Origin of the sequence: Yersinia mollaretii ATCC 43969 (assembly GCF_013282725.1) — a bacterium.
GTDB classification, from domain to species: Bacteria; Pseudomonadota; Gammaproteobacteria; order Enterobacterales; family Enterobacteriaceae; genus Yersinia; species Yersinia mollaretii.
On sequence record NZ_CP054043.1, the window covers coordinates 4,173,374 to 4,199,502 of the forward strand.

The following is a 26,129-nucleotide window of genomic DNA, read 5'->3' on the forward strand; positions in this document are numbered from 1 at the left end:
GTTGCGGTGTTATTTAGAACCCGCACTCCAGCGAAAAACCCATCCAAACTGACCCCTAGTGGCTAGTTTATTTATATTACCGCGGCAAGCAGAGTGACCTGCTTGCCCGGTTCAACTTTTAGTTGCTGACCCAGCCTCCTTGTTTAATCGCTTTGTTCAGATAGTCATTAATAAATTTCTTCACATCTCGAATATTGATCTCTATAGAAGTGTTCGGTTGTGAGCCAAACATCAAACGTTGGATAAATTGATTCTGCCCCGAGTGCGTTACTAACATTTCTATTTTTTGTAGCCATATAATGGCTTCCTGTCCGGTTTCAGGAAAAAAGGTATCGAGATTAATATTTTGGAATTTGACACCATTAAATATGGTGCCCCCTTGTATTATTTGTAGCAATATTGAAATAGACCTAATATTGGGGGGGATTCTATAAGCTTGCGGCCCCTTATATCCAACAACCGTAAACGCTCGGCCGTTGGACAAAGTAGGTTCAGGTTCCATATCGAAAAAAAATGGCACTATTGATGCGAGCTGCTGAACTTGAATTTGTGCATGCGTAATATCAGCGGCATCAGCAATATCGGCTGCCTTATTGGCAGCGGCAATATCCATTGGCGCTTGATAATAGAGACCTGATTTACCCATAAAATGGTAATATCCATCAATCAATTCAGCGTTGGGAATAGACTCCAAATTGAAGTAGGTCATTACTTGAGTAATGGGTTTATTTAATGAAAAGAGAATATTGGCTTTGATTTTTTGAAACGACATTTGTTGGCTATTCAAAAAGCTGAAGAATAGTATTTCTTCCATATTAAGGGCATTAGCCACTTTGATGCTATGTCCTAAGTTTGAGCGCATAACAAAATCATTATCAGTAATATTGAGCAGCATACTCTGCTGCGTATGGTCGAGGATATTGACGGTAAAACGATTCTTCCGCGACAGGCCAGCGATATAGAGATTCGCTACAGGAATATCATTAAGCGCCAAACCAATGCAGCTAAGGTTGTCTTGGTAGAAAATAATAATTTGCGTGTTTTTGTCTAACCAATTGAGCTCCAGTTGCTGTTTACTTAGGTTTAATTCTACAGTTGTCGCTTTGGCTTTAACTTCCAACGTTTTTGTAGTTGATGAATAGAGGTTGTTATAGATAAATTCAGCCTGAGAGTTTGACCAGTTAGCATTGCTGACACTCAGTAAATCCCTCTCAGATAGTGCAAAGGAGAACCCTTCGCCTTGTTGGCTGGCAAAACGCCATACGCCTTGTGGGTTAAAGCTCAAGTTTTCACGCGCAAAACTGCCTGGATAGCGTGCAAGCAGGCTATCAATAACACCGCCCAGACTGTGGTCGGCAAATTCCTGGAAGGGTGCCTGACTAAAAGAGGTTGCATCAGCAATCACTATTTCTAGGTAGATCAATGATACCGCTATATTCCCGGATTGCTGTTCCAAGATGGCATTAAAGCTCAGATCCCCCATTTTCCCCGTAGCCATAATTTTATCATTAGGCCCGATCAGTACCTGCGCACTTTTAGGGAAAAGGCTCTTACTCAGTCGGTTACCATCACACAAAAGCAATTGTCCCTGAGATTGTGCCAACCACAGCCAATTGTTGGCGATATCAATCACACCATTGCTTTTGCCCGCCACAAAAGGAATTTTTGCAACCAGTGAAGCTAGAGGCCGCACTGCTTGCAGTATTTGTGCGGCATATTGTTCCAGTAGCGTATCGTCACTGAACATCAATACAGGGCGAGGTGGCGAGTTTTGTTCGCCAACAGATAACGCCAGAGTTAATGTGGGCAGGCTATTATTTTGTTTGGTAACGCCAGTAAGTGTTAGACGTGACTCTAGCAGCAGATGAACCGGGGGTTTACCATTAAACTGTATACGCTGATCCCCAACAGACAATATATTGTTATGTAAGGTTATAGCTTTGATCCGTTCCGGTAATAGTGCGCCGAGAACAATTTTATTGTCCACAACCGAGCTTTGTTTGATTAAGGCTTCAATATCAAAGATCCAATGCTCTTTGTCTGCATCTGCGCAGGTGATAGTGATTGCCACTGTTTTAGACGGCATGATCAGAGTGTATTCACCACCATTTCCAATCAATTGATAGAAAAGCTTACCGCGCTCAGTATCATCAAGTAGGGTGGGAACGATTAACGTGCGGGCACGGCTGTCCAGTTGTACATTTATTGGTGTGGAAAATAGTTCGGCAGTTAAACGAGTAATAGCCCAATCTGTGGGTAATGCATAGAAACCCCATTTAAACTGGGCGCCATAATATTGTCCCAATGCCATCAAGGCTGACGGATTTTTATAACGGATCCCCGGTGCTTCATCGTAGCCGAATGTATAGTGGCGCTGTGCGGATGCGGGTAGCAGGAATATTTGCGCGTCTGTTAAATCCAGCTCTTGGGTGTGTTCCTTTAATCCCAAACCAAGATAAAGATCCAGCTTCAACCCGTAATCAATAGACGGGCCGCTTAAGTAATGGTCCCAATGACCGGAGTGAGTATGCCAAGATCCTCCCTTGCTACCCACCGAGGTAACGGAACCAAAATGGACATGGTTATCGCGAAAATTAATACTGTCGACCACGGCCCCCATAGCGAGCCCCCAAACAATAGGGCTTTGACCTGCATCCGAAATTTTCCTCAGCTGATTGGGTTGGCTGACGCTGGTTTGTATGGCATCAAAGGCAGTGAGGGCTGATTTGTTCTGTTCCGCGAGGGTGGTGTAGTTACCGACTAATGCGGGTAAGCCCGCGGCAATGCCAGCCAATGGCACGGCGACCATGCCAAGCAGGCCACTGACCGCAGCGGAGGCCGCCGAGAGTGAGGTTAGTAGGGCTGCGATATTAGTGCCGACCATTAAGCTGCTTAGCGTTAAATTAGCAATCGTGGTATTGATTTCTACCGGGTCAGTGGATGCACTGAGTTGAAAACTCATGCCCAGAATATTAGCAGCATCCAGTAACAACCCGACAACCCCTGGGGCCACCGTACCAAGGAGTGATGTTGCCGCGCTAAGGGGTTTTAATTCAGTCGCAGAGGCAAGTTTAACCAAATTAGCCACTGCACTGACATCATGAACTAAGCCGAGGGTATTTTGTGCCAACTGAGTATAAGTCTGTAATTGTAATGGCCAGCTGAGAGCATTAATACCGCCATTGCTGGGATTAATATTCATCAATGTTTGAAGCATAAAGGCGGCATTTAAGGTGTGTGCCGCCTCGCCTTCAAGGACATTAGGTTTCGCAATGATTTTGCCACTTTGTTTATCTAACATTAGGCCGCTGCTAAAATGACCAAGCAGTTGCTCATAGCGCTGACTAAACTCAGAAAAGATACTTTCACGCGTGCTGATATATTGGATTTTATCGGTGAGTGAGTTGACAAAGGCCACCTGATGTCCACCGTTTTCGCCTGCTTGCACGGTAAAAGTGGCATGCCAGTGCTCATCTAGGTGGTTATCTAGGTGTAACTGACTCGCGGCGTCATTCCACTCATTACCCAGATTAACCAATTCCAGTAATTCCGAAACTCGCTGCTCAATTTCATTGCGGTGGGATTCATGTTTTTCGTTTAGCAGCAACAATTCACTGATGCGTTGACTCACCTGACGGTGCATTTCTTCCAGCAAGGTGGCAGACTGACTATCCAACTGATTATGTGTCGCTATGGCATCGTCAATATAAGGCGTGACTTGTTGCAATTCCTCGATAGACAGCGGTAATTTATACAGTGACTGAGTTTCCTTATTCCAAACTAATTTGGTTTTGTAAACCAGCCCATGAATATCAGCAACCTCCTTATTAATCCAATGATCATTGATTCTTATTTCTTTTTTGCCATTCTCTAACACAAGCAGGTCATTCTCACGGGCATTAACTGACCAATTACTGTCATCAAGACCAAGTATTTCCGCCTGCTGTTTAAGCCAGATAGCCAATTGGCCCGGTAAAGTATCAGCCAGTGGCTGTTTCGGGTTAAGTAATGAACATCCGGTGAGATTGAGCGTAATACCTTTAATCAGAACAGAGCTAGATCCCAAACGTGCAAATAGTGATGATAAGTGACCTTTAAGCGTTTCGGCATTCATCCCACCAAAGGTAGTGGTATCACCCTCGGTCTCGCCATGGCCAACCAAGGTGATACGGATCTTGCCTTCTTTGTCTAATTTAAGGGGGGAGGTATAGACAAACTTTTTATAGGTCTCGCCCCAAGTAAAAACTTCTGCCGGCTTGCCGTCACCTAATTGTAACCACTCACTTGTGTATCGGTGCTTATTAAATAATGCGCGGCTTGCTTCAAAACAGGTATCATCGCCTTGCAATTGAAAGATTAAGGTTTTTTCGTAATGAGTGCCCTCAGGCTCCAGAGGTGTATTTGGCAATGACGTGAAGTAAGCTTGGTCGGGGCTTTCCCAGACTGAGAAATCGATAGTTTCGCCCAAGACTCTTAACTTTTTAGTATTTTTTTCAAATACAGCAGGATTAGTGATATTGCTATCCAACTTTTTAAGCTTATACATTATGGGTTCAGCCGTGGAAAATTCAGCGCTGCTTTTTATGCTATTATCCCCAATATATAAATGACTGAGTATTTCCCGAGCAAGCGTTGTTGCAAAATTTTCATTAAGAATCAAACTCTCATCTACTTCACTAACTTTTATTATCCTAAATGTATTTCCCTTATCAAGGCTATCATTAATAATCGATAATTCAAAAGAGTAGGCTGTGGATCTTGTAATAAGTGTTTTTTTTGCGACGAGTTTAATGTTTATGTCTTTAGAAAAAACCTCATCATTGAACAGATGTTGAAATTGCTGATTGGCTTCCCACAGTGGCTCTTTTGTTATATTACTTCTAGCTGCCAGTTCATGCAAAGTGAGTACCTGATGAGATTTTTTTTCAACAATATTTTCTGTCAACTGTGCCATCTTAAATATGGGGAAATTTAAAGTTATTTCATAAACACTGATAACTTGCTCAGTTTTTATCTCCTTGATAACAGATATTTCTTTTTGCCCTTTATGTTTGACGCTATTGGGGAAAGTTGAATTTTCAACATCTATTCCCTGACCTGGCTTGAGTTTTATTTTGTAAACCAGCGCCGTAGTTTCTCCTTTATATCGGTTGAATAGCCAATCCGTCGGCATATCTACAAGTGTAGGAGGATCCTCTACATCTTCAATATTAATTTTATTTTTACCGGCAAAGTCTAGGGCTGACTCTATTACGAAACCTCTAAGCGAATATTCCTCAACCATCTCATTTGGATTAGAAGTCGATGTTGAAATAAAACCTGCATCTTTCGGTGGATTTGCAATAAAAGTAGAAATATCATAATTATCGCCGTAAGATTTAAATCCATCAACCATGATGGTCCCTGGTGATCGTGAGTCTATGCGATAAACAAACGTCTCTTCTTTATTTAAAATAATAATATCGTTTGGGTAGTTATCAACATTAAATGAATTAATTCTATTCTTTTTCAAAACAAACCTCTTTACTATTATTCGGTTTTGTTTTCTCAATAGTCATAACGTAGTTTATTGAGATGCTATTTAACTTTCGTACAAAAACACTTATCGCAGTAGATTTAATAAGGAAAAGATTAATACGTTTTAAAATGCTGTTTTATAACCTGAATGTATAAAATTTACTTGTGAATTTATAGAGGATTTATTTATTTTATTGAAAGATAATTCTTTATTTAAGCGGGAATTTTCATGTCTGTTTGTTGTAAGCAGTTCTATAGGCACTACTATTTTTTTCGGTTTAAATCATCATCAAATATATGAAATTATTTTTATGCCCTCCATCAGCGACTCCACTTTGCCTATGTATTCCCGTCGCTAATAATAAAGTCAGATAAATGATGATATATCTGTACCCAGTGAGGGTCGCTGAATTCGGTACAAAACATGTTGCGAAAGCCGATGGTTTAACGGCAACGCAGGATGCGCAAACGCCCCTGTTTTTGCCATGCCTAGCCGCTTCATTAGGTTCTCAGAAGGTGTATTAAGAACCGAAGTCAAGGAAACCACCTCATTTAACGCCAAAACCTCAAAAGCATAATTCAGACATGCTTGCGCCGCCTCCATTGCCAGCCCTTTGTGCCAATCTATTTTGCCGAGACGCCAGCCAATTTCAATGCACGGCGAAAAAACAAATTTATTCGGTTGTGGATGCAAACCGACACAACCAACAAATCTGCGCGCCTCTTTCAACTCAACCGCCCAAAATCCCCAGCCACGTTCAGCAATCCCTTCTCTGAATTGCGCCGCAAGGCTATCGCTCTCTTCCCTCAAGAGCAAAGCAGGAAAGAAGCGCATCACATCAGGATCGGCATTTTGAGCAGCAAAAGGAGCCAAATCTTTAGCTTCCCACTGTCTTAAAATAAGTCTGGATGTTTCAAGCATTTTGCTTATCCTTTGGATTTATCATCATCATGTGCTCATGATAGAACGAGAAATTAAGCACAGCGCCCTTTTACTGCTATTTTCAGATTTTTGCTCGCTATAATTCTATGGAATATTTCACTAAATTCCAATATGCTAAATAGATATTCATATCGCAATAAAAATGAATATCTATGGATGCTGTTGAAGAGTTGATCAATATCGACTCTTATGCATATTGTTCGAATTTGAACGTCAGATAATGACCGCTTATACTTATTTGATCATCCGACATAATTTTATTCATCGCATATTATAGTGAGGATTACCTACACTTAAAATAAAGGGGATTGATATTGAAAATATTACTAATTGTAAACACTGTTTTGGCGGTTATTATTCTGTTTGCTTGGCTAGCTATTCGTTCAGCCGCTAAAGACAGTGAAGATAATTACTAATCCAGCACTTCGCTTATCTATAATTCCAACGTTTTTAATCCCCTCGATGGGCACGGGATTACCGCGCTAATCGTTCCGACTACTTGGGCTTATTCTCTCTGATTCTTTTCTTGCGATCAATTAACTTCCCCTCTGCATCATAATAGCGACTCGGCCAAATCTCGGCGGGATGGATATTCAGCGCATCGGCAATCAACCACTCTCCTTTGGGCCAAGGGCGATACAACGTGTTAGCCAACGTGGCAGATGACAAGCCCGCAGCTCTGGAAACACCCGACAGAGACTTACCGCGCTTCTTCAATGCCGACATAATATCTGCGTGGTGCCAATCTTCCTTTTGATTTTGTCGGTAAGGTTTCATAAGGCTCCATTATTAAGTGCTTCTACAACAATGAAAGGATTTCTTTATTATTGATCAAAAAATACGCTAAATTCAAGTTTAACTTTGCTTTAGTAAGGATACCGATAAGATGAAGAACTAGAAAGTGGAGATAATCAACCACCTAGGGCTGATGAATAGGTGATTGTGTGATAGGTAAACGTCTCAAATTAGCAAGAGTCAATGCAGAGCTAACTCAAGCCGGATTAGGACAACGTGCTGGCATTGATGAAGAATCTGCCAGTTCGCGTGTTAGTCAGTATGAAAAAGAGACTCATGCTCCAGACTTTAAACTTGTGCGCAAATTTGCAGAAGTGCTTGATGTTCCTGAAGCCTATTTTTATGCCGTTGATGATGATTTAGCCGCGCTAATCCTGCAATATCACCGCTATAAGAAAAGTAACCCAAACTCAGTGATCATGATCATTCCACAGTAAAGCCGCTTCGATAGCAAAAACAGCTTCCCCCGTGCTGTGATCAGCCCGAATTGTCACGCCATAGAGGTGACACTATCTCAAACCGCAATGCCCCACGAATGCACCCGCAGATCAAAAACATTAATTTTCAATATGAATAATAAGTGAATACATAAATATTATTAATAATTAAATCTTAGGGTTTTCATTGCATTGCCCCTTATCTCCTGGCCAATGAGTTTAATTAGCACTATAGACTATTTGCAATAATTCAATTTCGTGAACTACATTTCTTATGGATATATTTACTATCCTAATGAGTATAGTTGCATCTGTCTTTATTGCACCTGTATATAGTCACATCCATTATTGGAAGGTATTTTCATGGTCGATAATAATCCACTTAAGTATGAAGGTGATACTGCTGCATTGTATTTATTGGAGCAGGCGATGGGGTTTACTTTTCAGGCCTCATTGCGTGCCGCAGCCATTTTAGGGGTAGCCGATCATCTGGTAAAAGGGGCGAAAACAGCGGAAGAAATTGGGCAAGCGGTGGGCGCGGATTGGCGTCTGTTAAATCGTGTATTACGCATGTTGGCCTCGCGACATATCTTTGCAGAATCGGAAAATGGCCAATTCTCGCTAACTCCCGCAGCAGAGTTCCTTCGCACAGATAATAATAATTCACTTCGCTCCGCCGTATTGATGCTGACGGATAAAACCTTCTGGCTCCCACTGGGTAATTTAGTCGAAAATCTACGAGGTGAATCGGCCTTTAAACAGGCATTCGGAATGTCTTTTTATGAGTACTGGTCACAAGAAAATATTCCCGAGTCAGATAGTGATTTCCATACAGGTATGTCGTCGATGTCCTCCGTAGAAAATAACTTTTTGGTCCGCAGTTATGACTTCCCTGAAAATGCCACAGTGGTTGATATTGCGGGGGGGTTCGGCGGATTATTGTTGAAAGTTTTACAGCATAATCCCACGCTCCACGGCATTTTATTCGATCGCCCTGCTGTTTTGGCAAGAAACCGTCTGGGCGAATTAGGCGATGATTCTCGCTGGAAAACTCAGTCAGGTAATTTCTTTGAGAGCTGCCCTTCGGCAGATATTTATTTATTAAAATATATCACGATGGATTGGCCTGAAGAGCAAGCCAGCAAGATATTACGCAGTTGTCGCAATGCCATGCGGCCAAATTCAAAAGTGCTCATCTTAGAGCCGGTAATATCCAGAGAGGATACTTGGCAAGGCGGAAAAGAGATCGATCTTCTATTACTGGGTAGTTTTGATGGGGGGCAAGCGCGAACCGAGGATGAGTTGAAAACACTACTGGCCAGCGCAGATTTGAAGCTTAATCGAATCATCGATACTGGAAGTTATGTCTCGATCATTGAGGCAATTCCACGCTAAATATCAGTATCAGTTTGAAATTCAAAAATGGCTTAATTTAAAGATTAAACAATAGTGTTAATCGGATAACTATTATCTCTAATAGGGTAAAAGTAATAAGCAAGATGATGAGATATTGCAGTGTCACATTTTCTTTAATGACAGTAATATAATAAGCCGCTCATATCATTGAGCGGCTTTTCCAAGATGATGGGTTATCTAGGTATTAAAGCACTTCGCCGTTACTGGAAATAACGTTTTTATACCAGTCAAAGCTTAATTTACGTGAACGCGCCATGGTGCCAGTGCCGTCATCATTTTTATCTACATAGATAAAGCCATAGCGCTTGCTGTATTCACCAGTGGTGAATGATACACAATCAATGCAGCCCCATGGGGTGTATCCCATTAAATCAACGCCATCTTCAAATACCGCTTTTTTCATCTGCTCAATATGGGCTTTCAGATAAGCAATGCGGTAGTCGTCGTGGACCATACCGTCGTCGGCCACTTTATCGATGGCACCAAAACCGTTTTCAACAATAAACAGCGGTTTTTGATAGCGTTCATATAATACGCTCAATGAATAACGTAAGCCGACGGGATCAATCTGCCATCCCCAGTCTGACGCTTTGACGTGCGGGTTAGGGACACTGCCTTCAAAACCAGAAAGTGAGTTGCCGCTCCCCGGATTGACCGCAGAAACGGCATTACTCATGTAATAGCTCAGCCCCATGTAGTCAGCACAACCCTCACGTAGAGTCTCGAGATCACCCTCTTCCATATGGATAGTGAATCCACGGCGCTCCCACTCATTCAGGATGTATGATGGGTAGTAACCGCGCATATGGACGTCACCAAATAGATAACGCTCACGCATGGCTTCGACAGAATACATCATGTCATCTGGATGACAGGAGAAAGGATACAGCGGCACCATCGCGACCATACAGCCAATTTTGAACTCTGGATTAATCGCATGACCGAGTTTTACCACTTTAGCGCTGGCAACAAATTGATGATGCAACACTTGGTACATGGTCTCTTCAGGATTTTCTTGCTCGGTGAATATCACACCCGAGCAGCAATAACCGAACAGGGGATATTTCCAATTGCGTTGGTTATTAATTTCGTTGAAAGTCATCCAATATTTAACTTTACTTTTATAGCGCTCCATCACCACTTCGCTGAATTTCACGAAGAAGTCTACCACTTGACGGTTTTTCCAGCCGCCGTACTCTTTCACCAAATGCCACGGCATCTCGAAGTGAGATAATGTAATGACCGGTTCAATGCCATATTTCAGTAATTCATCGAACATATCGTCGTAGAATTGCAGGCCCGCTTCATTCGGTTGTTGCTCATCGCCATTTGGAAAGATGCGCGTCCAAGCAATAGAGGTACGGAAACACTTGAAGCCCATCTCAGCAAATAGCGCGATGTCCTCTTTGTAATGACCATAAAAATCAACGGCTTCATGGTTCGGATAGCGGTAACCTTCTTGCACGCCATCGGTCATGACCCGATCAACGCCGTGCGAACCGCCGGAAAGTACATCGGCAATGCTTACGCCTTTACCGCCTTTATCCCAGCCGCCCTCGACCTGATGTGCTGCGACTGCGCCGCCCCATAAGAAATCTTTCGGTAATTGTTTGTAACTCATCACTTTCTCCCTTAGCACTATGGGCAACCCTACGCCCTGAAAATGGAAATCAACGACGGGTCATTGCCCGCCCGAAGATGAAAATACTTTAGCCCTGATTCATCTGTGCCTGCGCCATTGGTGTCTCAGCGGTTTTCTCACTTTGATCCGCGCTCTCTGGCTCATCAGTAAAACCCACCAGCCAAGTGAAAACCGCACCTAATACAAATGCCACGGTGATAGAGAGCAGAAGCCCGAGAAATTGTGTCATATGCCCTTCTTTAAAGAAGACCGGCAAGACCGCGATACCCGGCAAGCAGTAACTCCACGACACGGCATTAAACGAACCGGCAATCGCCCCACCGATCCCCCCTGCGGCACAACTGCATAAGAAAGGTTTTTTCAACCGCAGGGCCACGCCATAAATGGCCGGCTCGGTAATCCCGAACAGTGCTGTGAGGCCAGCCGACAGTGAAATACCTTTCATTTCACGATTGCGGGTTTTTAAGTAAACGCCAAACATCGTGCCTGCCATGGCAAAGACGGCGGAAGCTTGCAGGCCAGTAAAGGTGTCATAGCCCAGAGTCGCGTAGTTGCCGACAGTGACGGGCGTAATGCCCCAGTGAACCCCCAAGGTGACCAATGGCTGCCAAAAAGCACCGACCATAAACCCAGCAATGGCGGGGCTTAGATTGTAAAGCGTGTTGTAAACACCGCCAATGGCTCCCCCAATCAGGTTACCGATGGGGCCGAAAACCAGCAGTGTTAATGGCACCATAATGGCAATACAAAACATCGGGGTGAACAGGTTACGCACCACCATCGGCAAGATACGTTCAAAGAATCGTTGCACGTAAGACATTGCCCAAACCATCAAAATGATCGGGATAACCGAGGCGGTATAGCTCAGGTATTGCACGGGAATACCGAAGAAATCCAAGGTCGGGGATGATAAAGGAATGCCGGCTATGGTATTTAAAATATGGGCGACCTGCGGATTATTCACCGCTTCATGCATCAATTGCTGAACAGCCGGGTCCGCTGAATTGACAGTAGTGATTTTATTGGCCGTCAGCATATTCATGTAATCAGGGCTGATCAGCGCACAGGCGGTAATCACGGCGGTAAAGGGATTCACATTGAATTTTTTCGCGGCGGTAAAGGCCACCATCACGGGCAAGAAAGTAAAACCAGTCCATGAAACAAAATTTAAAATACGGTAGGTGCCACTCGCTGCATCCATCCAACCGATCGCGGCAAGAAAGGAGATAATCCCCTGCAAGATACCGCATGCCGCCAGCGGATAAAGAAAGGGAGCGAAGATACTGGAGATAATATCTATCAGGCGGCTAACAATGCCCACCTTGGGGGCTGCAATCGGGGCGCTTTCATCAATATTAATCAAGCGAGTAACGTGCTGATAAGCATCGCCAACGTGATTACCGATCACCACCTGCATTTGCCCACCCGCCTCAATGACGGTAATGACCCCTTTAACGCGATTGAGCCGTTCTTTGTCGACAACTTTATTATCTTTCAAGATGAAACGTAAACGTGTCGCACAATGTGTGACATTAATCACATTATTATCGCCACCAATATATTTAATAATTTCCTGCGCGGCCAATGCGTAATCAATTGCCATTATTCATCTCCTGTCAAGGTACTGAGTATAAGGTAAGCAGAACGTTACTGGCTTATTATTAGTATTTTTATTTGACTCAGAATGGAGTTTAGCAAAAAGGAAAATGAAGTCACGATATAACAAAAATCGCGATTTGGAATATGTCACATGTAAAAAACACCCTGTTTTAGGGTGCTTATTGATGCGTTAATTGCGGGAGTTTTTTGCCTATGGTTTCAATAATATATAACACCGGAATTTGGGTGGTAATATTATATTGCCCTTCAAGGACAATAGGGGGCATATGGTAGGAGATATTCAGGTCGGCCATTTTAGCCAGTGTCGAGTTTTCACTGTTGGTCAGACTGATTATTTTACATTTATGCAGGCTAAATTGGTTGGCAAGGCGAATAATTTCTTCTGTTTCGCCGGATACGGAGAGGATGATAGCAATAGCATCCTGATACATATCGCTGTTGATAGGATAATAGGGATCATCAATATAGGTGCTAAATTTACCAATATTAGAGAAAAAACGCGCGCTGTATTTCCCTAATGCACCGGAGGTGCCGATGCCAACAAATATAATTCGTTGAGTGGCTGCTATTTGGGCCGCCGCCGTATCTAATAATTCATCAAACTCACTATTATTAATACTTTTAAAATAGCTGATTATTTCACTGATACCAAAACTGACGGGCGGTTTGTCATCGTGTTCTAAATAGAGTTTAAAACGCACCCGAAATTCAGAATAGCCATCACAGTTCATTTTCTTGCAGAAACGTAAAACCGTGGTGGTCGAAACTCCCGCAGCATCAGCCAGCTCTCGGATGGTCATATACATCACTTTGTCGGTATTTTTTATGATGTAGTTATAAACAATCAATTCCAGTTCGTTTAACGCGGATATTTCTTTATATGTAAACATACTGATACCTGAAACGATGCAATGACCTGAGATAGATGAATTTAGCATGAAACGGTGGGAGTAACGAGGGGTTGTGGCTGCGGAGAGTAGTGAATTTATTGAACGGCCTCTTAGCACAAAACTAGATTCAAGATAGTTGAATTTATGGCCGCAAATCAGCGGCCATTCATTTTAACGTTTAGATGTCGTCGGCTCCGGTAATCCATCTATCCACATATGCACTTTGTTATAAAAGATAGCCCACTTCGGATCATCAGTTTCAATCTCACCCTGATGAGGGAAATCTTCTGGATCTTGTGGCCCTGCCAGATAAGCAATGATTTCTATTTTCTTTCACCTTTGCTATCACGTTAACAATTAGCCTATCCGCATTAACTATTGCATAGCTACTCATGAATATTCCTCCACAATGCTTACGCCTTTAAATCCGGCCATACCCTGAATTTGAGTAGCATTACTAGCGCGAAGTTGTCCGCTTCCGCCTATGCCTGCGTTACCGAGTTTAGATCGAGCGGTTGAGTGATAATTTGTTGCAACACCTATTGCAATGAGAACTGCCGGATCTACTGGCTGCCCATATTCGCTACAAAGCAATACTCCGGCGGGGTCAATCGTGGGTGCTGAAGTAGTGCCTTGTGGGCTGGAATAGCCCGGCGGAGTGATTGAATTACCGACTAAAGACCCAATGCCGCCGGAGCAAATAAGGAGATTACCAAATGAAGTATCCCCCCCATTGAAGCCGTTACCAAGACGCGGCTGCCCACCCTCACCAATGGTGACCAATACACTGTCAAACTTCGAGAAAAAGAGGGCCTCTGCATATACGCCGATCCCACCCGGGCATGTGATTGTATTTTGTGATGATCCTGTGGCTGATGCCGCGCCTGACGCCGCCCCTCCAGCGATTTGGCGCACGCGAATAAATTTTGTTTTTTCTTGAGCGTGGAACACCTGTGTATCAGCAATCACTGATGTCTTAATTAGTCGTCCATTTTCGACGCCACTTAAACCAAGGTTTGCGAGAGTCTCGGCGACCGCTGCGGCACCGGCGTTTTTAATTTCCTTAAGATGATTTGCCGCCTGAAGAAAATCACTGCCCTCAATACCATTACTGATCAGTTTTGAAATAGCGGCGGCAACTTGATTAAACTGATCGCTATCGGCCTCAATATCCGCAGCAGACAGAACACTCATTAATTCCCGCTGCAAGGTATTAAACCATTCGGCGGGTAATATCGTTGGTGGAACCCCACCGGCGACATTGCCGTCGGTAAATTCGCCATTAATATCGGCGCGCGTATTAGGAATATCTCCAATTTTTTGCATAGTAAAACCTCACTGATTAAAGCGATATAGATACCCCCTGAGTACTTGGGGAGTGAATAGGGTTAATTAATGGATATGATTAATTGATATAGCCGAACTTCAGAATGGCATGAGACGGATTTAACACCGCCATGCGGCACTCCAGTTGTTTATTACCCCATGAGCGCAGCGGATCGCGGCAATAGGTCAATCCACACTGAGCATGATGAATCGTGGTTTCCGGCGCAGTAATCAGCCACGTGAATGGCCACTCCTCGCCGTTGAGTGCATCACGGCAAACAGACATCCCCGCGCAAGCTTGCCGATATTGGGTGATGGTAATGACATAACCCAGCGCTTTTGCCACGCGGATAAAATAGGCCGCTGACTGCCCGCCGATACCAAACAATTTCGACACAACTGCCCGTTGGCGCTGGATCATGCTGTCAACTTCGCCGATAGCACAGAGATCCGGCAGCCCAACGGTGGCCTCCCACTCGGGCAGCATGGCTGTCGCCGTTGCCGGAAACGCGGCTGTGAGCAGATCCTGAGCCTCTTCGTCGCTGCGCTGATAGGCATTCGCCAGCGCCCGCAACACCTCGGTTTGTACCCCATCGGGCTGCCGTGGCCAGACTAACCCCATCGGCATTAATGCTTGTAATGCTCCGGTATATTCACTGACAGAATAGCGGCTCATAGGTAACTCACTGTACCCCTGACGGGGATTTTACCTGTTTCCAGCTCAATATTGGCCGTAGGAGATTGCATAATAAAGCCGCTGGTGCCCGCCACCTCGCCGATCGCCAGCAACAGTGATGACCAGAGGATTTTGCCACCGGGTTCGCCTTCGGTGAAAAAAACTTCGTCAATTGCGGCATTAATGGCCGCCGTGGTTTCATTGTCCGCATAAGGGATACCGCTGATAATAAAATCAATGGGTTGTGCCACGGGTGCGCACACATAAACCAAGGCGATAATCGGTTGTTCCAGATAAATGCGGTCAGCCACCCGCCCTTGGTCACCGGTAGCTTTGACTGCCCCCCAACTCTCCAGTGATGAGATACCGTCACTGCCCTGCGGGAATCCATCGTGATCATTATCATCACACATGATGTACACCCCGACACTGCCCGCTCCCATCAAGCGCCGCTTCACCCAGCATCGGGTGACACCCGGCACGGCCAGCGCCCAAGATTGATAATCAGTGTCATTACCCCCTTGCGGAACATTCTGGTAGGCCAATAGCATTCGAGAGCGAAATGCCTCTTCGGATTCAATATCCGCACCACCGCTGATAGGGCTCAGCGCCGTCGCCGTGGCCTGTACCCCGTCAATGGCGATATCCAGTGTCAACAGGGTCCCTGACTCGCTGTTACCTCGGTTGCCGCCGCCCGTGGCATCATCCAACGGGCTGGGTAAAATAGCCGTAATTTCGCCAAATGCGTTGCCATCAGCGGTGATATCAACCTCTTTATCCAGTCGATACTGATAGCCGTCCGCCCGATTGAGTAACCGCCCTGTCGGAATGACTCGGCCCGCAATGCCACTGAAGCGGATTTGCGCACCACGGGCTGGCATCGCGGCTTTACGGTAGACATCTTTTAGCGCCGCCCAAGCCGCAAGATACTCATCCGTCGCATGGTAAGGCGTGGCCTGTTGGGCAATGTAATCCAGATAGCCGTAATGCAGATGTGCCATCCCGGCGTCCGCATCACTGATCACGCCGATATTAGAAAAACGCAGTAAATTGCCGCCGGTTTTCAGCTCCGATTGGATATATGACTGATTTCGTTGCCGCAATTCACTTAATGTGGGTCGATTAAATGGCATGAATTACTCCTCCCATACCCATGAAAATTTAACTGATGATTGAGTTTTACCCGGCTGTTGGTAAGTAATCACTAGCCGCAGTGTGTTGGGGTAGACTCTCTCTGCACGGGTGCTGATGGCCGCCACCACACCATCCTCCGTCAGCCAAGCCAGCGCCTGTGCGGCATAATCTTCCGCTTTGATGGCAACCTGCGAGGTAAGCTTTTGTCGCCGCAGCAACCACAGCCGCGATCCAATGGGCGATGCCGCCCCAGTGTCGCCCCACCAGCCTCGTCGGTCATCGCCGTCAAAGGCATCATCCACCCGCGCCAAGCCGTCAGTGAATAGACTCAGCAGAATGGCAGTGTGTAAATCATCACCATCCAGTAAGCCGCCATGACCCGTCCGCCAGTCGCCCAGCGAACGATCGACATCCCAAACTGTTTTAATATCGGTGGTCATCGCACCCCCTTCGCGGGTGTTTCACTGGTGAGAGTGGCACTGCCCGACTGTACGTTTTTGAGTTGATGATTGTGGCTGTTATAGGCGTCACGTAAGGTTTTCAGCGTGGTAGAATTACTGCCCGCGTTATCGATGATATCGCCGCTAACCTCCAGTAACGGGGTGTTCAGCCGGACTTTGACTGAGGCATTGACCGTCACCTCCGTGGCGTTATTGATGATGACGGGTTGATGGTGGGCCTCAATGATCACCCCGTTTTCGGTTAGTTTGATAAACTGCCCCCACTGGGAATAGATCACGGTTTCCCCCGCCTTTAGCCCGGTATGGCGATAAGCCGGATGGTTAGAGGCAATGATCAGGCCGCTGGAGCGATCTCCGCCCAGAAAGCCAATCACCACATCACTGCCGGCAGGCAGGCCGGAAGAGAAGCCGAACTCCGCCAGCCGTGGCGTGTTGCTGTGCACCTCCAGCGGCGTTTGGTACTGCACGGATTGCACCCCGTCACTGTCATCAGAAGCGCTGACCCGCCCGATCCCCAGCAACATCTTGATCTGTCGATACAGCGTCGAGATTTGTCCGCTGACATCATTCATGATTAACCCTCTGTTTCATTTGGTTTTATTGGGCTGAATAGCAAAGGCCGCAGGCGGCATCAATGTCATGTTCGCCACTGTCCCTTTGGCGTCTTTGACATAAATAACCTCGGCCAGCAGCCACAATTCATCTTTCAGCCCTAAAGCCGGGATAGTGATAGGAATCAGTGAGTTGACTTCCCACAGTTGTTGATTTCGATCACGCCAGTTGTCCACTTGCACCTTGAGCACTTTGGAACGGCCATTTTTGCGATTGATAGCCCAATCGAGGCTATCTTTGACCAAATTCGCGGAGTTCATGGTGCTTTCGACGATAATGATTTGGTGACGATGGCGATCGGGGAACTGTTCAGCCAGCGCGGTATCCTGCGTTCTGACCAAGGCCGACGTATTATTGCCACCGGACGCGGCCCGTCGGGTAATCGCGTTGCTGGAGAGGGATACCCCGGTGTAATCAATAAAGCGCTGATTGATATCAGTATGTAGGCTGGCACTGAGAATATTGACGCCTTGCGCCACCCCGCTGGCCGCTTGACGGGTGCCAACGCGAGTCAGATATAAATGACCATCCGGCTGGTCGTAATAGAGTAGCGCCGCCCAGCGAGTCACTCGCTCAATCACCGCTTGCGCCGTATCCCCCCAATTCAAGGTAAATTGCGGCACGACGGTCATGTCGGCGATATCAGAGGTCACCTTGATGCCATAAGGTGCGGCTAATTTTTGCGCAATTTGCAATGCCGTGGATTGGCTGATCACACTGTTAGGCCACTCGGCGGAGCAATCCACCAGATCCTGACATTGGCTGCGTCCCTTGGCGCTGACCTCATGGGTGTTGACGGTGATGCTGCTATCCCAGCTGTCGATATAGCCATTGAGCACTATGTCTTTGCCCAGCTTCACCACACAGCGATCGCCGGGGTTGACCCATTGCTGCCCCTCACTGGCGGGATAGCGATCCATTAGTGATAACTCAAAGCTGCTGGGTAACTTTTCAATGCTGCGCGTCACCTGAACCTTACTCCAGCCGGTGATTGCCCTGCCGCCTACCTCCAGTGTGAGGTCATCACTTATCCGTTGCTCATTCATAAGTTCAATGCCTTAAACCGAACGGGCATAAATGCCGGATGAATCGGATTGGCCATTTTGACTAGCCCATCGCCCCGTAATGCATCCTGATAGAGGCGGTTTGCCAGCATCAGAGCAGGCAGTGAGCGGTTAAAGCTGACTTCACCGACACGCGATAAATTCGCCCCCGCCTGTTGCAGCAGCGCCACAATCGACTCTCGCATCAGCATCAGTGCCGAGTAGGTTTCATCATTGCCGCGATCGGCCGCTGCCAGTGCAGTGTCGTCAATCACCGCGCAGACTCGGCCCAGTACCGCGACCGCATCGTCATAACTTTCCGGCTGATATTGGGCGGCGACAGACACCATGCCTCCGGCACAGAGGGTCATCATTAAATGATGGCTGGCATCCATAACAGCTACGTCACTGCTGTTGGCGAGAAATCTGTCGTCACGGATTGCCGTCAGGTTTTCCATCAGGCGGATAATATCTAAGGTACTGATCCCGCTGGCTAATAGGGCATTGACCAGTGCCAGCACCTTGCCAGCATACCCATCAATGCTGCTCGCACTGAGTAACGCCTCGATGGCCGCATCAATCGCGGCTTGCCCTTCAACCGTCAACGCCAGCCGCTGGGCTACCAATGCGGGCAAATTATTGGTGTCACTTTGCTGGCTCACGACGGCGGTTGCGCCTGAGCTGCTGCCACCGACAGTGCCATGATTGAAGCGGCCATAGCGGTTACGGCCCAAGGTTGAGCGCAGTGCATTGCCGAGATTACTGGCTTCATTGGTGGTGTTGGTGACCATGCGCCCCCAAAATGCCGCCGTATTTTTCAGGGTTTTTATCGCCTGAGTGGCCGAGCGCATTTCACCTTTCACTGTTGAGATAAAACCAGCGACGGCTTTGGCGCTCAAGCCCAGCCAGGAAGATTGAATGGAAGTCCCAATTTCTGCCGCGCCGGTGATAGCAAAGGCCCGTAAACCAGACTCAACCACCGTGAGTGTGAAGGCGAAGACGCGCCCATTGGCGCTGTTTTCATCGATTTTCAGTGCGCTATCGGTGACACTGACCATCATTTCGCCGAGTGTCGGATGAACCAATGTTCCGGCACCGGGCATTTCACAGGCGGCGATCAATGAATCGCGCTGTGTCATCACATCTGGTGCAGTGTATATCTGACTGTTTTGCACCAGAAATCCGCTTAACAACAGGGTTCTGGCGCTGCGCCCCATATCTTCGATATAGCTGGTGTCGCGATAAGGGTAGCTGTGGACCACCTGACGGCGGCCAAAGTTGCTGGCGCTTTTATCAATCACAAAAGGAACACCACGAAACGATGCTTGGTGCAGATGTTCCGACCATTGCCAATTGTCGCTACCCTCGCCCAATAGCGCGGATAATGTATTGCCGATAAGTGACATTTCGTTCTCCTATACAGGATGCTTAGGATAGAAAGTAAAAAACCCGCCGAAGCGGGTTATGACGAAATTGAAGTGATATTAAGGGCTGCATTACATTGGCATTGCCATGGCGTAACTGATCCGGCCACCACCCTGTGCGGGAATAACCGAGGTTTCCCCCGTTCGGCCATCAATGAGTGTCAGTTCGATCTGCACCCGGTTATTTTGCATGGCGGTGGCAATAACATCGGCAATAGCCCTCAAATTCACTCCGCCCGTTGATTCCGTATCAATGGGTGAGGCATTGACCGAAACACCGCTGGCATCAGCACCCGCCGATGAAATAGCCGATGGCGACCAGAGGGAATAAGGATCTGGTGCATTAGGATCGGTGGCCCGATTATTACGCCAAGTGTTTTGGGTTGATATCTGAGAGTCAACTTCAGCGACGGGTCCAAGATTAAAAAGATCAGTTAATGGGTTAGGTTCCATTTGAACTGGCCGAAGTGCAGGAATAACCCCGATATCTTGAGTTTGACTATTTATTGTCTCCGTATTTTTAGACTCGTGATAAGCCTGATATTTCTTACGAAACCCATCAGTCATCAGACCGCTATTAAGCATCATCGTCTCATACCAATTAAGTTTCTGATTAAAATCGGGTTCATTATAAGCCCAGCGCATTTTCTCCGAGTCAGCACCGTTAATTACGCCGAAACTGCGAAGAATGGCAAAATTATCGGCACCATATGTCAATAAATCAGTTAAGCCACCAATACCATCAGCTACAGAACCATCGGAGACGAGCATTCTATCTCCAGCATTAGATACTTTTTGTTTTAAACCTTCCCAAGCCATCCCTAATTCATTAGTCTGCCGGTTTAAGTGCGTCAGTTGAGTATTAAGTTCAGGATCAATGGTTAATCCATAGTGAGTTGATTTGGCGAGTAAATCATTTAGTCGTACTCCCTCTCTCAGTAACTCAATGGCACCACTGTCTTCACCACCAAGAGCTTCGATCAGTTTACTCTGAGCTTTGGGTGCCATTTGTGGAAAATCTCTGGCAATGTTGGTCAATGTTGCAGGCACATCCGCCGTGCCATTTTCATTGCTGATAACGTCGTAGCCGAAGTCACTTAACTGTGTCACTCCCTGCTCATTACGCCCCCATAACATGTTATTTAACGTGCTATAGAGCTGTTGAGTTGAGTTGAGCGCAGCTATTTTCTCAGTACCGAGAATGCGCATAGCGCCAATAACCTGACTGAATTGATCAATAGGTGCACTTACATTTTGAGCTGCATTCTCTATTGTGGCAGCTTGTTTCGCGTCATTAATAGCAATGCCTAATACTTCGGAAGCAATAGCATAAGGAACATTAAGCCGCCCACGCCAAAGCTCTATTTTATCCAGAGAGTTGACTATTTTATTCTGTGGAGGAACCCCATCAATTTTGTATTTATCAGCCATTTTTGCCAGCCTTAATTTTATTAATCCGCTCGGCCTGCTGGCACCACCATAGTAATTTACTGTAGGTCAGGGACCAGGCATCGCCCGGCCCCCAGCTATAGTAGTAAGTAGCGTCAGCGATTATTTCGCGCCATGGTCCCCCGTTGGGGAGTAGGCTAAAAAACCCATCATGTAGACCTCGCAGACTTTATAGTCAGTGAAGGCCATCTTTTTAATCGCCTCACGCGGCACACCAGACACCAAGGCAATCAGCAGCCCCATCCCGCTGAGCGAACCGGATTTGGTCTGCTCATCGTAGAATTGCTGCACCTGTAACAGTGTTGGCTCACTCAGTTCAACGACCTCATAGGTGGTTTTGGTGGCGTCGTGCGAGATGGGCTTGACCAGCGAAATCGTTTTACTGCGCTCCAATTCAGTCATCTTAATTCTCCGTCACCGAACCGCCTTCCCAACTCACATCCACGGTGCCTTCGGTGCTATCGACCACCAAGGTGCTGACCGACCACATGCCGCTGCCGATGATGGTTTTTCCATTCGCCAATTCACAAACAATGTTGACGTTTGTCTGGTCGTTAAAGTCACTGATGGAGACGCCACCGCTATCGCGGAGGGTGCAGGAGATTGAAGGGGCAACCACCGTCTCTTTGTAGCCGTGTACCCCGTCCATGCCCATCACCGTTTCGCGTTTGACCTTTGATGGGCTGTATTTGAACTGACCGGCTACCATAATGGTGATGCCATCCACAGTGACATAGGCTGTACCCGCTAGGCGGTTTGAAGTATTGCTCATAATTTATTTCCTTTTTTATTCTTAAAGCGTCGGCTGTTAATGAGCCGACAGCTCAATAGTTAAGGGGGGGGGTAACTAATTGATATGGTTAACTTATCGACAATTAACGGGTTGACCGTTAAACCGCCGCTTGCAGACGGAATTGGTTGAGGACCGCAAAGATGCGTAGCTGATTAATCAGCACGCCCGTCCATAGCACATCGATTCGATTAGGATTCGTGGCGCTCTTCTCCACAATCAGCCCACGGGCGAAGCCTTTGGCATCCTGAACGTAGCCGTTAAATTCCAAAGTTTGATACTGAGCAATCAGCTCAGCACGGATGACATTCGGGGTGATGATTGCTGAGCCGGGGGCAAAGCGGGTGCCATCCGCCGCCAACTTCATGCGCGCAAACTTGGAGGTCACTTGGGTACGCAGATAGCGGGTGACAAACATCAGCAGGAACAGCGTCTCAATTTGCAGGTAGCTATCATCCTCAGCGCCGTATTTGTTGGTCTGATAAGTGGTGATGATGTTTTCTACCTGAACAGTGCCGTCGTCAGCCACGGTCACCGTCGAGATGCCGCTGTGCAGCAGATTATTGCGCTCAGTCAGGGTAAAACGGCTGGACAGTGGCGGCGCTAGCACCCCACTGACCGCCAGCGTTTGCAGGGGTCGGCCCGGATCGTTGCGCAAACTTTGTGCAATCGCCCCCACATAGGCAGCCGACCAAATATAGGCCGGTGTCGGTGAGTTATGGATGCCCAACAAAGAAGCATGTTGATCATTGCGCAACTCGCCCGCCGCCGTGAGCTGACCATAGGTGCCGGATTGAGCGGCAAAACTGTGGCCGTACAACTGCTGGCTGTAGCTCCAGCGCCCGGTGCTATCCGATAAAAATGCTTTGATGGCATCGAGCGAAGTGGTGTCGGTATAGGGGTTGATAATGAAATCGAAGGTGCGATCCTGCAAATTTGCCAGACCCGCCGCCAGATCAGGTGCCCCCGCCCCGCCAGCCATCGGCACAATTGTCAGTACCAAGCTGTCTGGGGTGATCTCACCGCCCGCGCTGCCCAGATAATTCAGGCGGATATCAATGTTATTGCCGTGCGCCCCCTTGTTTTTTGCGGCCAATACCAGCACTGCGCCGTCAGAAACACTGTCGCCGGTATGCACGACGGTGACCGGTAGCTCCGCTTTCGCCTCAATGGCGGCAGCCAGTGCTGTGGCAATAGTGCTGACATCATCAGTTGCCACCACGGTGGTCTGCACACGGATACCGCCGATGTAGAGTGAAATCACTCCCGTCGCGGATGCCGGGCTGCTTACCGTGATTTTGCCGATGGCTGCCACCATCGAATCAGCATCACTTAGCGGTAAAAGATAAACTTCACCCGCCGTATCATTTGCCAGATAGGCGGTCATCTGCCCATGCAGCATCGAGCCAGCACCGGCTAAGTTGGCGGCCGTAGCGGCCGATGAAACCAGCACCGGGATATCAGCGGGTAAAGTACTTTCCGCCAATGTTTGCCCGATAATCAGGGTCCGCTGAGGGGTGCTCGCACTATTGGCTTGGGAATTATCAAACTCCGCAAAGAACAGTGGCGTGCGCAGATTGCTAGGAATATGAGTGAAAGGAATGGTCATAGTTTTGTACTCTCCGTTGTTAACACTTCAAGTGCAGATTCCGCTGATTGAGCAACGACCTGCACCACATCACCGTCGTGTATGCGACGATGCCAAAATGGGTTATTGGGAACCTCTGCGCCGAATTCAGGCAAAAAGGTGCCCTTGACCGGATCGCGCACTGCGCGACCTGCCATAGGTTTGACGAACATAGAATTACTCCGGGAAGGTAATGGCGATCAGGGGATCAAGGGTGCCATCGGGCATATCAATCGTGATATCCATGCCCTGTAGTGGGCGGCTGTCCAGCGGGAAGAAATCTTCCGGCCCTTGGTAATATTCGAGATCCAACTCAACTTTGACTTCAGCAAAATAGTGCTCGCTGCTGGTGTCGATCCCCATGGTGGTGCGCACCTTGGCAAATTGCTGAATTTGGCGAGTCAGTTCATAGCTGTTAATCACCGCCCGCTGAATTTGTTCGCACAATCGCTCCAGTGCCGATGCGGCCTCTGTAATGCGGTTATCCGCCTCACTCAGTTGAATATGGCCGATGATGCGCAGTGTGGTGGTGGTTTTAAACTGCGGCGCATTGCGGCCAATGGACTCTTTTACTTCAATGGGCGTTTGCAACAAAATGGCCGGATAAGGGGTGACTGGCCATATGTCAGTTGAATAGATACGATCTTCAGCATCTGTTTTGCCCAGTAACGCCGTAGCGGCCAGTTGCCTAATTTGAGCTGCATTCATAATTTCACCCAATAGAAAATGGGCGATCTGCCCGTCATAAATGTCATGGTGACCCTCCTGATAAATGATTTTCTCCTGTGGGAATAACACCGCCCCCGATTCGATTCATGACGCCTCCTTGGCGGGCGGTATTAAGCACAATTCGCGCTCGATCTCGCGTCGATTAATCAAGCCCGGCCACTGCTTGCCCCCCGCCCTGATCCAGCGCCGCAACTCTTCACAAGCGGCGGTAAAATTGCCGCTATTCAGTTTCTTTAATAAGGTCGAGTTGAGAAATGCGGTACGACCGACGTTATAAGTGAAGGAGTAGAGCGCGGCACGGGTGTAATCCCCCAATGGCACCTTCACTGCGCCATCAACCCACCTTTTCACTGGCAGCAAGTCCCGTTGCAGCATGGCGTCACACTCTTGATCGCTATACTGTTTGCCACGAATAATGTCGCTGCCAGTGTGACCATCACACAGGGTCATGACGCCCGCGACATCGTAATAAGCAGTGTGTTGGCGGCCCTCCAATCCCTCGTGCCCACCCAATAGTGCCGCCGCGATGGCGAGTGCTCCCCCTGCCGCTGCGGCAAACACCTTTTTGCGAAGAGTCGGTGTCATATCAGCGCCCTATTTTATGTAATGCGTCGTGACATACAGCAATGGCGGCGGGAATATCCGCTCCGGACTTATTACGCAGAAAATTTCGCAATATTTCTGTCCGTCGCTGCTCCTCTTTCACTATCGCGTCTTTTTCACGCAAATTGACGTAATAGGTTTTGATGGTAAAAATAATGCTAATTATTGTTCCAAGAATAAAGATGTAATCTTGCAGGCTCAGCGCCGAAAATAAGGCAAGTGTGCCTGTCCACCAATACGGCAGCTGACTTTGTTCATTCATTTATTTTCTCCTATCGATACACTGCACGTATTACCAACAGAAACAGGAAAGCCCCGACAATGCGGGGCTTTCCTATTGATTAATCAGTATGTAACGAACCAGTGATATCAGACTAAACCACTTTATGCGGACCGCGTTAGTTTTTTTTATCATTATTTTTCTGGGCTAAAAATAGCGCTGAATAATAACAAAAAAACCCGCCTTAGCGGGTTCTGAAATGTTTTTAATTGCGTAACCAATAAGGCAGTTATGTCAGACTAATACACTTTTTGCGGACCGTGTTACTGTTTTTTCATAAATATGTAAATTTTCGATTAAAGGGTCCATTTCCAATTTTACATTTAACATTGCTAGGCAGCCATCAATAAACCCTTCGGCCATCTGCATATTAATCCTAACTAATTTTTCATCTCTTTTCTGCTGACGTGCAATTGCCCGCTTAGATTGATTAAGGACGTAATGACGAATAATCAATTCATACTCATCCGGCCGATACTGCTTTAGCCGAGAAATGCAACCATCCACCACTAAACCATCATCATCACAACAGGATGCTTTGCTTTTAGAATTATCGGGCAATAGCCCTTTGAAGCCCGCTGCAATAGAGGAATAATCCAGCCCTGAGCTGTACTTCGCCCAGACTCCCCAGCGCGCCAAGACTAATTGAATATCTCTCATGCTCTGATGCTTCACGCTGTGGTTTCCAGTTTGCGTACCGCTGATTGAACTCATA

General features: G+C 47.0%; 24 protein-coding genes. 2 read left to right on the plus strand and 22 right to left on the minus strand.

Features of this window, described 5'->3' with window-relative positions:
- Positions 1–118 precede the first annotated feature (118 nt).
- The 3 genes from HRD69_RS18540 to HRD69_RS18550 form a co-directional block, all read right to left on the minus strand.
- Positions 119–5,512, minus strand: coding sequence for a TcdA/TcdB pore-forming domain-containing protein (locus HRD69_RS18540; RefSeq protein WP_004874725.1), 5,394 nt, complete (start codon positions 5,510–5,512; stop codon positions 119–121).
- Positions 5,513–5,884: 372 nt separating this feature from the next.
- Positions 5,885–6,439, minus strand: a complete 555-nt coding sequence (locus tag HRD69_RS18545; protein WP_004874724.1) for a GNAT family N-acetyltransferase — start codon at positions 6,437–6,439, stop codon at positions 5,885–5,887.
- Positions 6,440–6,955: 516 nt separating this feature from the next.
- Positions 6,956–7,237: a helix-turn-helix domain-containing protein gene (locus HRD69_RS18550; protein WP_004874723.1), complete on the minus strand. Its 282-nt coding sequence runs from the start codon at positions 7,235–7,237 to the stop codon at positions 6,956–6,958.
- Between the two features lie 167 nt (positions 7,238–7,404).
- Between HRD69_RS18550 and HRD69_RS18555 the strand changes: the two genes are divergently transcribed.
- Positions 7,405–7,692, plus strand: coding sequence for a helix-turn-helix domain-containing protein (locus tag HRD69_RS18555; RefSeq protein WP_004874722.1), 288 nt, complete (start codon positions 7,405–7,407; stop codon positions 7,690–7,692).
- A gap of 363 nt (positions 7,693–8,055) precedes the next feature.
- Complete coding sequence (locus HRD69_RS18560) at positions 8,056–9,087, plus strand: methyltransferase (protein WP_004874721.1); 1,032 nt, start codon at positions 8,056–8,058, stop codon at positions 9,085–9,087.
- 205 nt (positions 9,088–9,292) lie between these two features.
- Here HRD69_RS18560 and HRD69_RS18565 read toward each other — a convergent pair whose 3' ends face one another.
- The 19 genes from HRD69_RS18565 to HRD69_RS18655 all read right to left on the minus strand — a co-directional run bounded on the left by HRD69_RS18565 (position 9,293) and on the right by HRD69_RS18655 (position 26,074).
- A complete protein-coding gene (locus tag HRD69_RS18565; RefSeq protein ID WP_032814010.1) occupies positions 9,293–10,729 on the minus strand; it encodes a 6-phospho-beta-glucosidase in 1,437 nt (478 codons plus the stop codon).
- 88 nt (positions 10,730–10,817) lie between these two features.
- A complete protein-coding gene (locus HRD69_RS18570; protein WP_004874719.1) occupies positions 10,818–12,353 on the minus strand; it encodes a PTS transporter subunit EIIC in 1,536 nt (511 codons plus the stop codon).
- Positions 12,354–12,528: 175 nt separating this feature from the next.
- Positions 12,529–13,260 carry a MurR/RpiR family transcriptional regulator gene (locus HRD69_RS18575; protein WP_004874718.1) on the minus strand — a complete coding sequence of 244 codons (732 nt, stop codon included), beginning with the start codon at positions 13,258–13,260 and terminating at the stop codon, positions 12,529–12,531.
- A gap of 390 nt (positions 13,261–13,650) precedes the next feature.
- Positions 13,651–14,586, minus strand: coding sequence for a hypothetical protein (locus HRD69_RS20695; protein ID WP_004874716.1), 936 nt, complete (start codon positions 14,584–14,586; stop codon positions 13,651–13,653).
- A 79-nt stretch (positions 14,587–14,665) separates the two neighbouring features.
- Positions 14,666–15,262, minus strand: a complete 597-nt coding sequence (locus HRD69_RS18585; RefSeq protein WP_032814009.1) for a YmfQ family protein — start codon at positions 15,260–15,262, stop codon at positions 14,666–14,668.
- Complete coding sequence (locus tag HRD69_RS18590) at positions 15,259–16,395, minus strand: baseplate J/gp47 family protein (protein WP_004874714.1); 1,137 nt, start codon at positions 16,393–16,395, stop codon at positions 15,259–15,261. The genes HRD69_RS18585 and HRD69_RS18590 overlap by 4 nt, the downstream gene beginning before the upstream one ends.
- Before the next feature lie 3 nt (positions 16,396–16,398).
- On the minus strand, positions 16,399–16,836 hold the full coding sequence (locus tag HRD69_RS18595; protein ID WP_032814008.1) for a phage GP46 family protein: 438 nt from the start codon (positions 16,834–16,836) through the stop codon (positions 16,399–16,401).
- Positions 16,833–17,429 (minus strand): phage baseplate assembly protein domain-containing protein, encoded by a 597-nt coding sequence (locus tag HRD69_RS18600; RefSeq protein WP_004874712.1) that lies wholly within the window; start codon positions 17,427–17,429, stop codon positions 16,833–16,835. Before HRD69_RS18600 ends, HRD69_RS18595 begins: the two co-directional genes overlap by 4 nt.
- A gap of 15 nt (positions 17,430–17,444) precedes the next feature.
- Positions 17,445–18,500 (minus strand): phage baseplate assembly protein, encoded by a 1,056-nt coding sequence (locus tag HRD69_RS18605; protein WP_032814027.1) that lies wholly within the window; start codon positions 18,498–18,500, stop codon positions 17,445–17,447.
- Positions 18,501–18,511: 11 nt separating this feature from the next.
- A complete protein-coding gene (locus HRD69_RS18610; protein WP_004874710.1) occupies positions 18,512–19,918 on the minus strand; it encodes a DNA circularization protein in 1,407 nt (468 codons plus the stop codon).
- A gap of 90 nt (positions 19,919–20,008) precedes the next feature.
- Positions 20,009–21,367, minus strand: a complete 1,359-nt coding sequence (locus HRD69_RS18615; protein WP_004874709.1) for a hypothetical protein — start codon at positions 21,365–21,367, stop codon at positions 20,009–20,011.
- A 120-nt stretch (positions 21,368–21,487) separates the two neighbouring features.
- A complete protein-coding gene (locus HRD69_RS18620; RefSeq protein ID WP_004874708.1) occupies positions 21,488–21,787 on the minus strand; it encodes a phage tail assembly protein in 300 nt (99 codons plus the stop codon).
- Between the two features lies 1 nt (position 21,788).
- The gene (locus tag HRD69_RS18625; protein WP_004874707.1) at positions 21,789–22,157 is read right to left on the minus strand and encodes a phage tail tube protein; all 369 of its coding nucleotides are present in this window, start codon (positions 22,155–22,157) and stop codon (positions 21,789–21,791) included.
- A gap of 118 nt (positions 22,158–22,275) precedes the next feature.
- Positions 22,276–23,784 (minus strand): phage tail sheath subtilisin-like domain-containing protein, encoded by a 1,509-nt coding sequence (locus HRD69_RS18630; protein WP_004874706.1) that lies wholly within the window; start codon positions 23,782–23,784, stop codon positions 22,276–22,278.
- Complete coding sequence (locus HRD69_RS18635; RefSeq protein ID WP_032814007.1) at positions 23,781–23,975, minus strand: DUF2635 domain-containing protein; 195 nt, start codon at positions 23,973–23,975, stop codon at positions 23,781–23,783. The genes HRD69_RS18630 and HRD69_RS18635 overlap by 4 nt, the downstream gene beginning before the upstream one ends.
- Positions 23,976–23,979: 4 nt before the next feature.
- Positions 23,980–24,510 (minus strand): hypothetical protein, encoded by a 531-nt coding sequence (locus HRD69_RS18640; protein ID WP_032814026.1) that lies wholly within the window; start codon positions 24,508–24,510, stop codon positions 23,980–23,982.
- 105 nt (positions 24,511–24,615) lie between these two features.
- Entirely contained in the window at positions 24,616–25,116 is a 501-nt protein-coding gene (locus tag HRD69_RS18645) for a lysozyme (RefSeq protein ID WP_032814006.1), read from the minus strand.
- 1 nt (position 25,117) lies between these two features.
- Positions 25,118–25,396 (minus strand): hypothetical protein, encoded by a 279-nt coding sequence (locus HRD69_RS18650; protein ID WP_004874703.1) that lies wholly within the window; start codon positions 25,394–25,396, stop codon positions 25,118–25,120.
- A 252-nt stretch (positions 25,397–25,648) separates the two neighbouring features.
- Positions 25,649–26,074 (minus strand): antiterminator Q family protein, encoded by a 426-nt coding sequence (locus HRD69_RS18655; RefSeq protein ID WP_279625220.1) that lies wholly within the window; start codon positions 26,072–26,074, stop codon positions 25,649–25,651.
- Positions 26,075–26,129 lie beyond the last annotated feature (55 nt).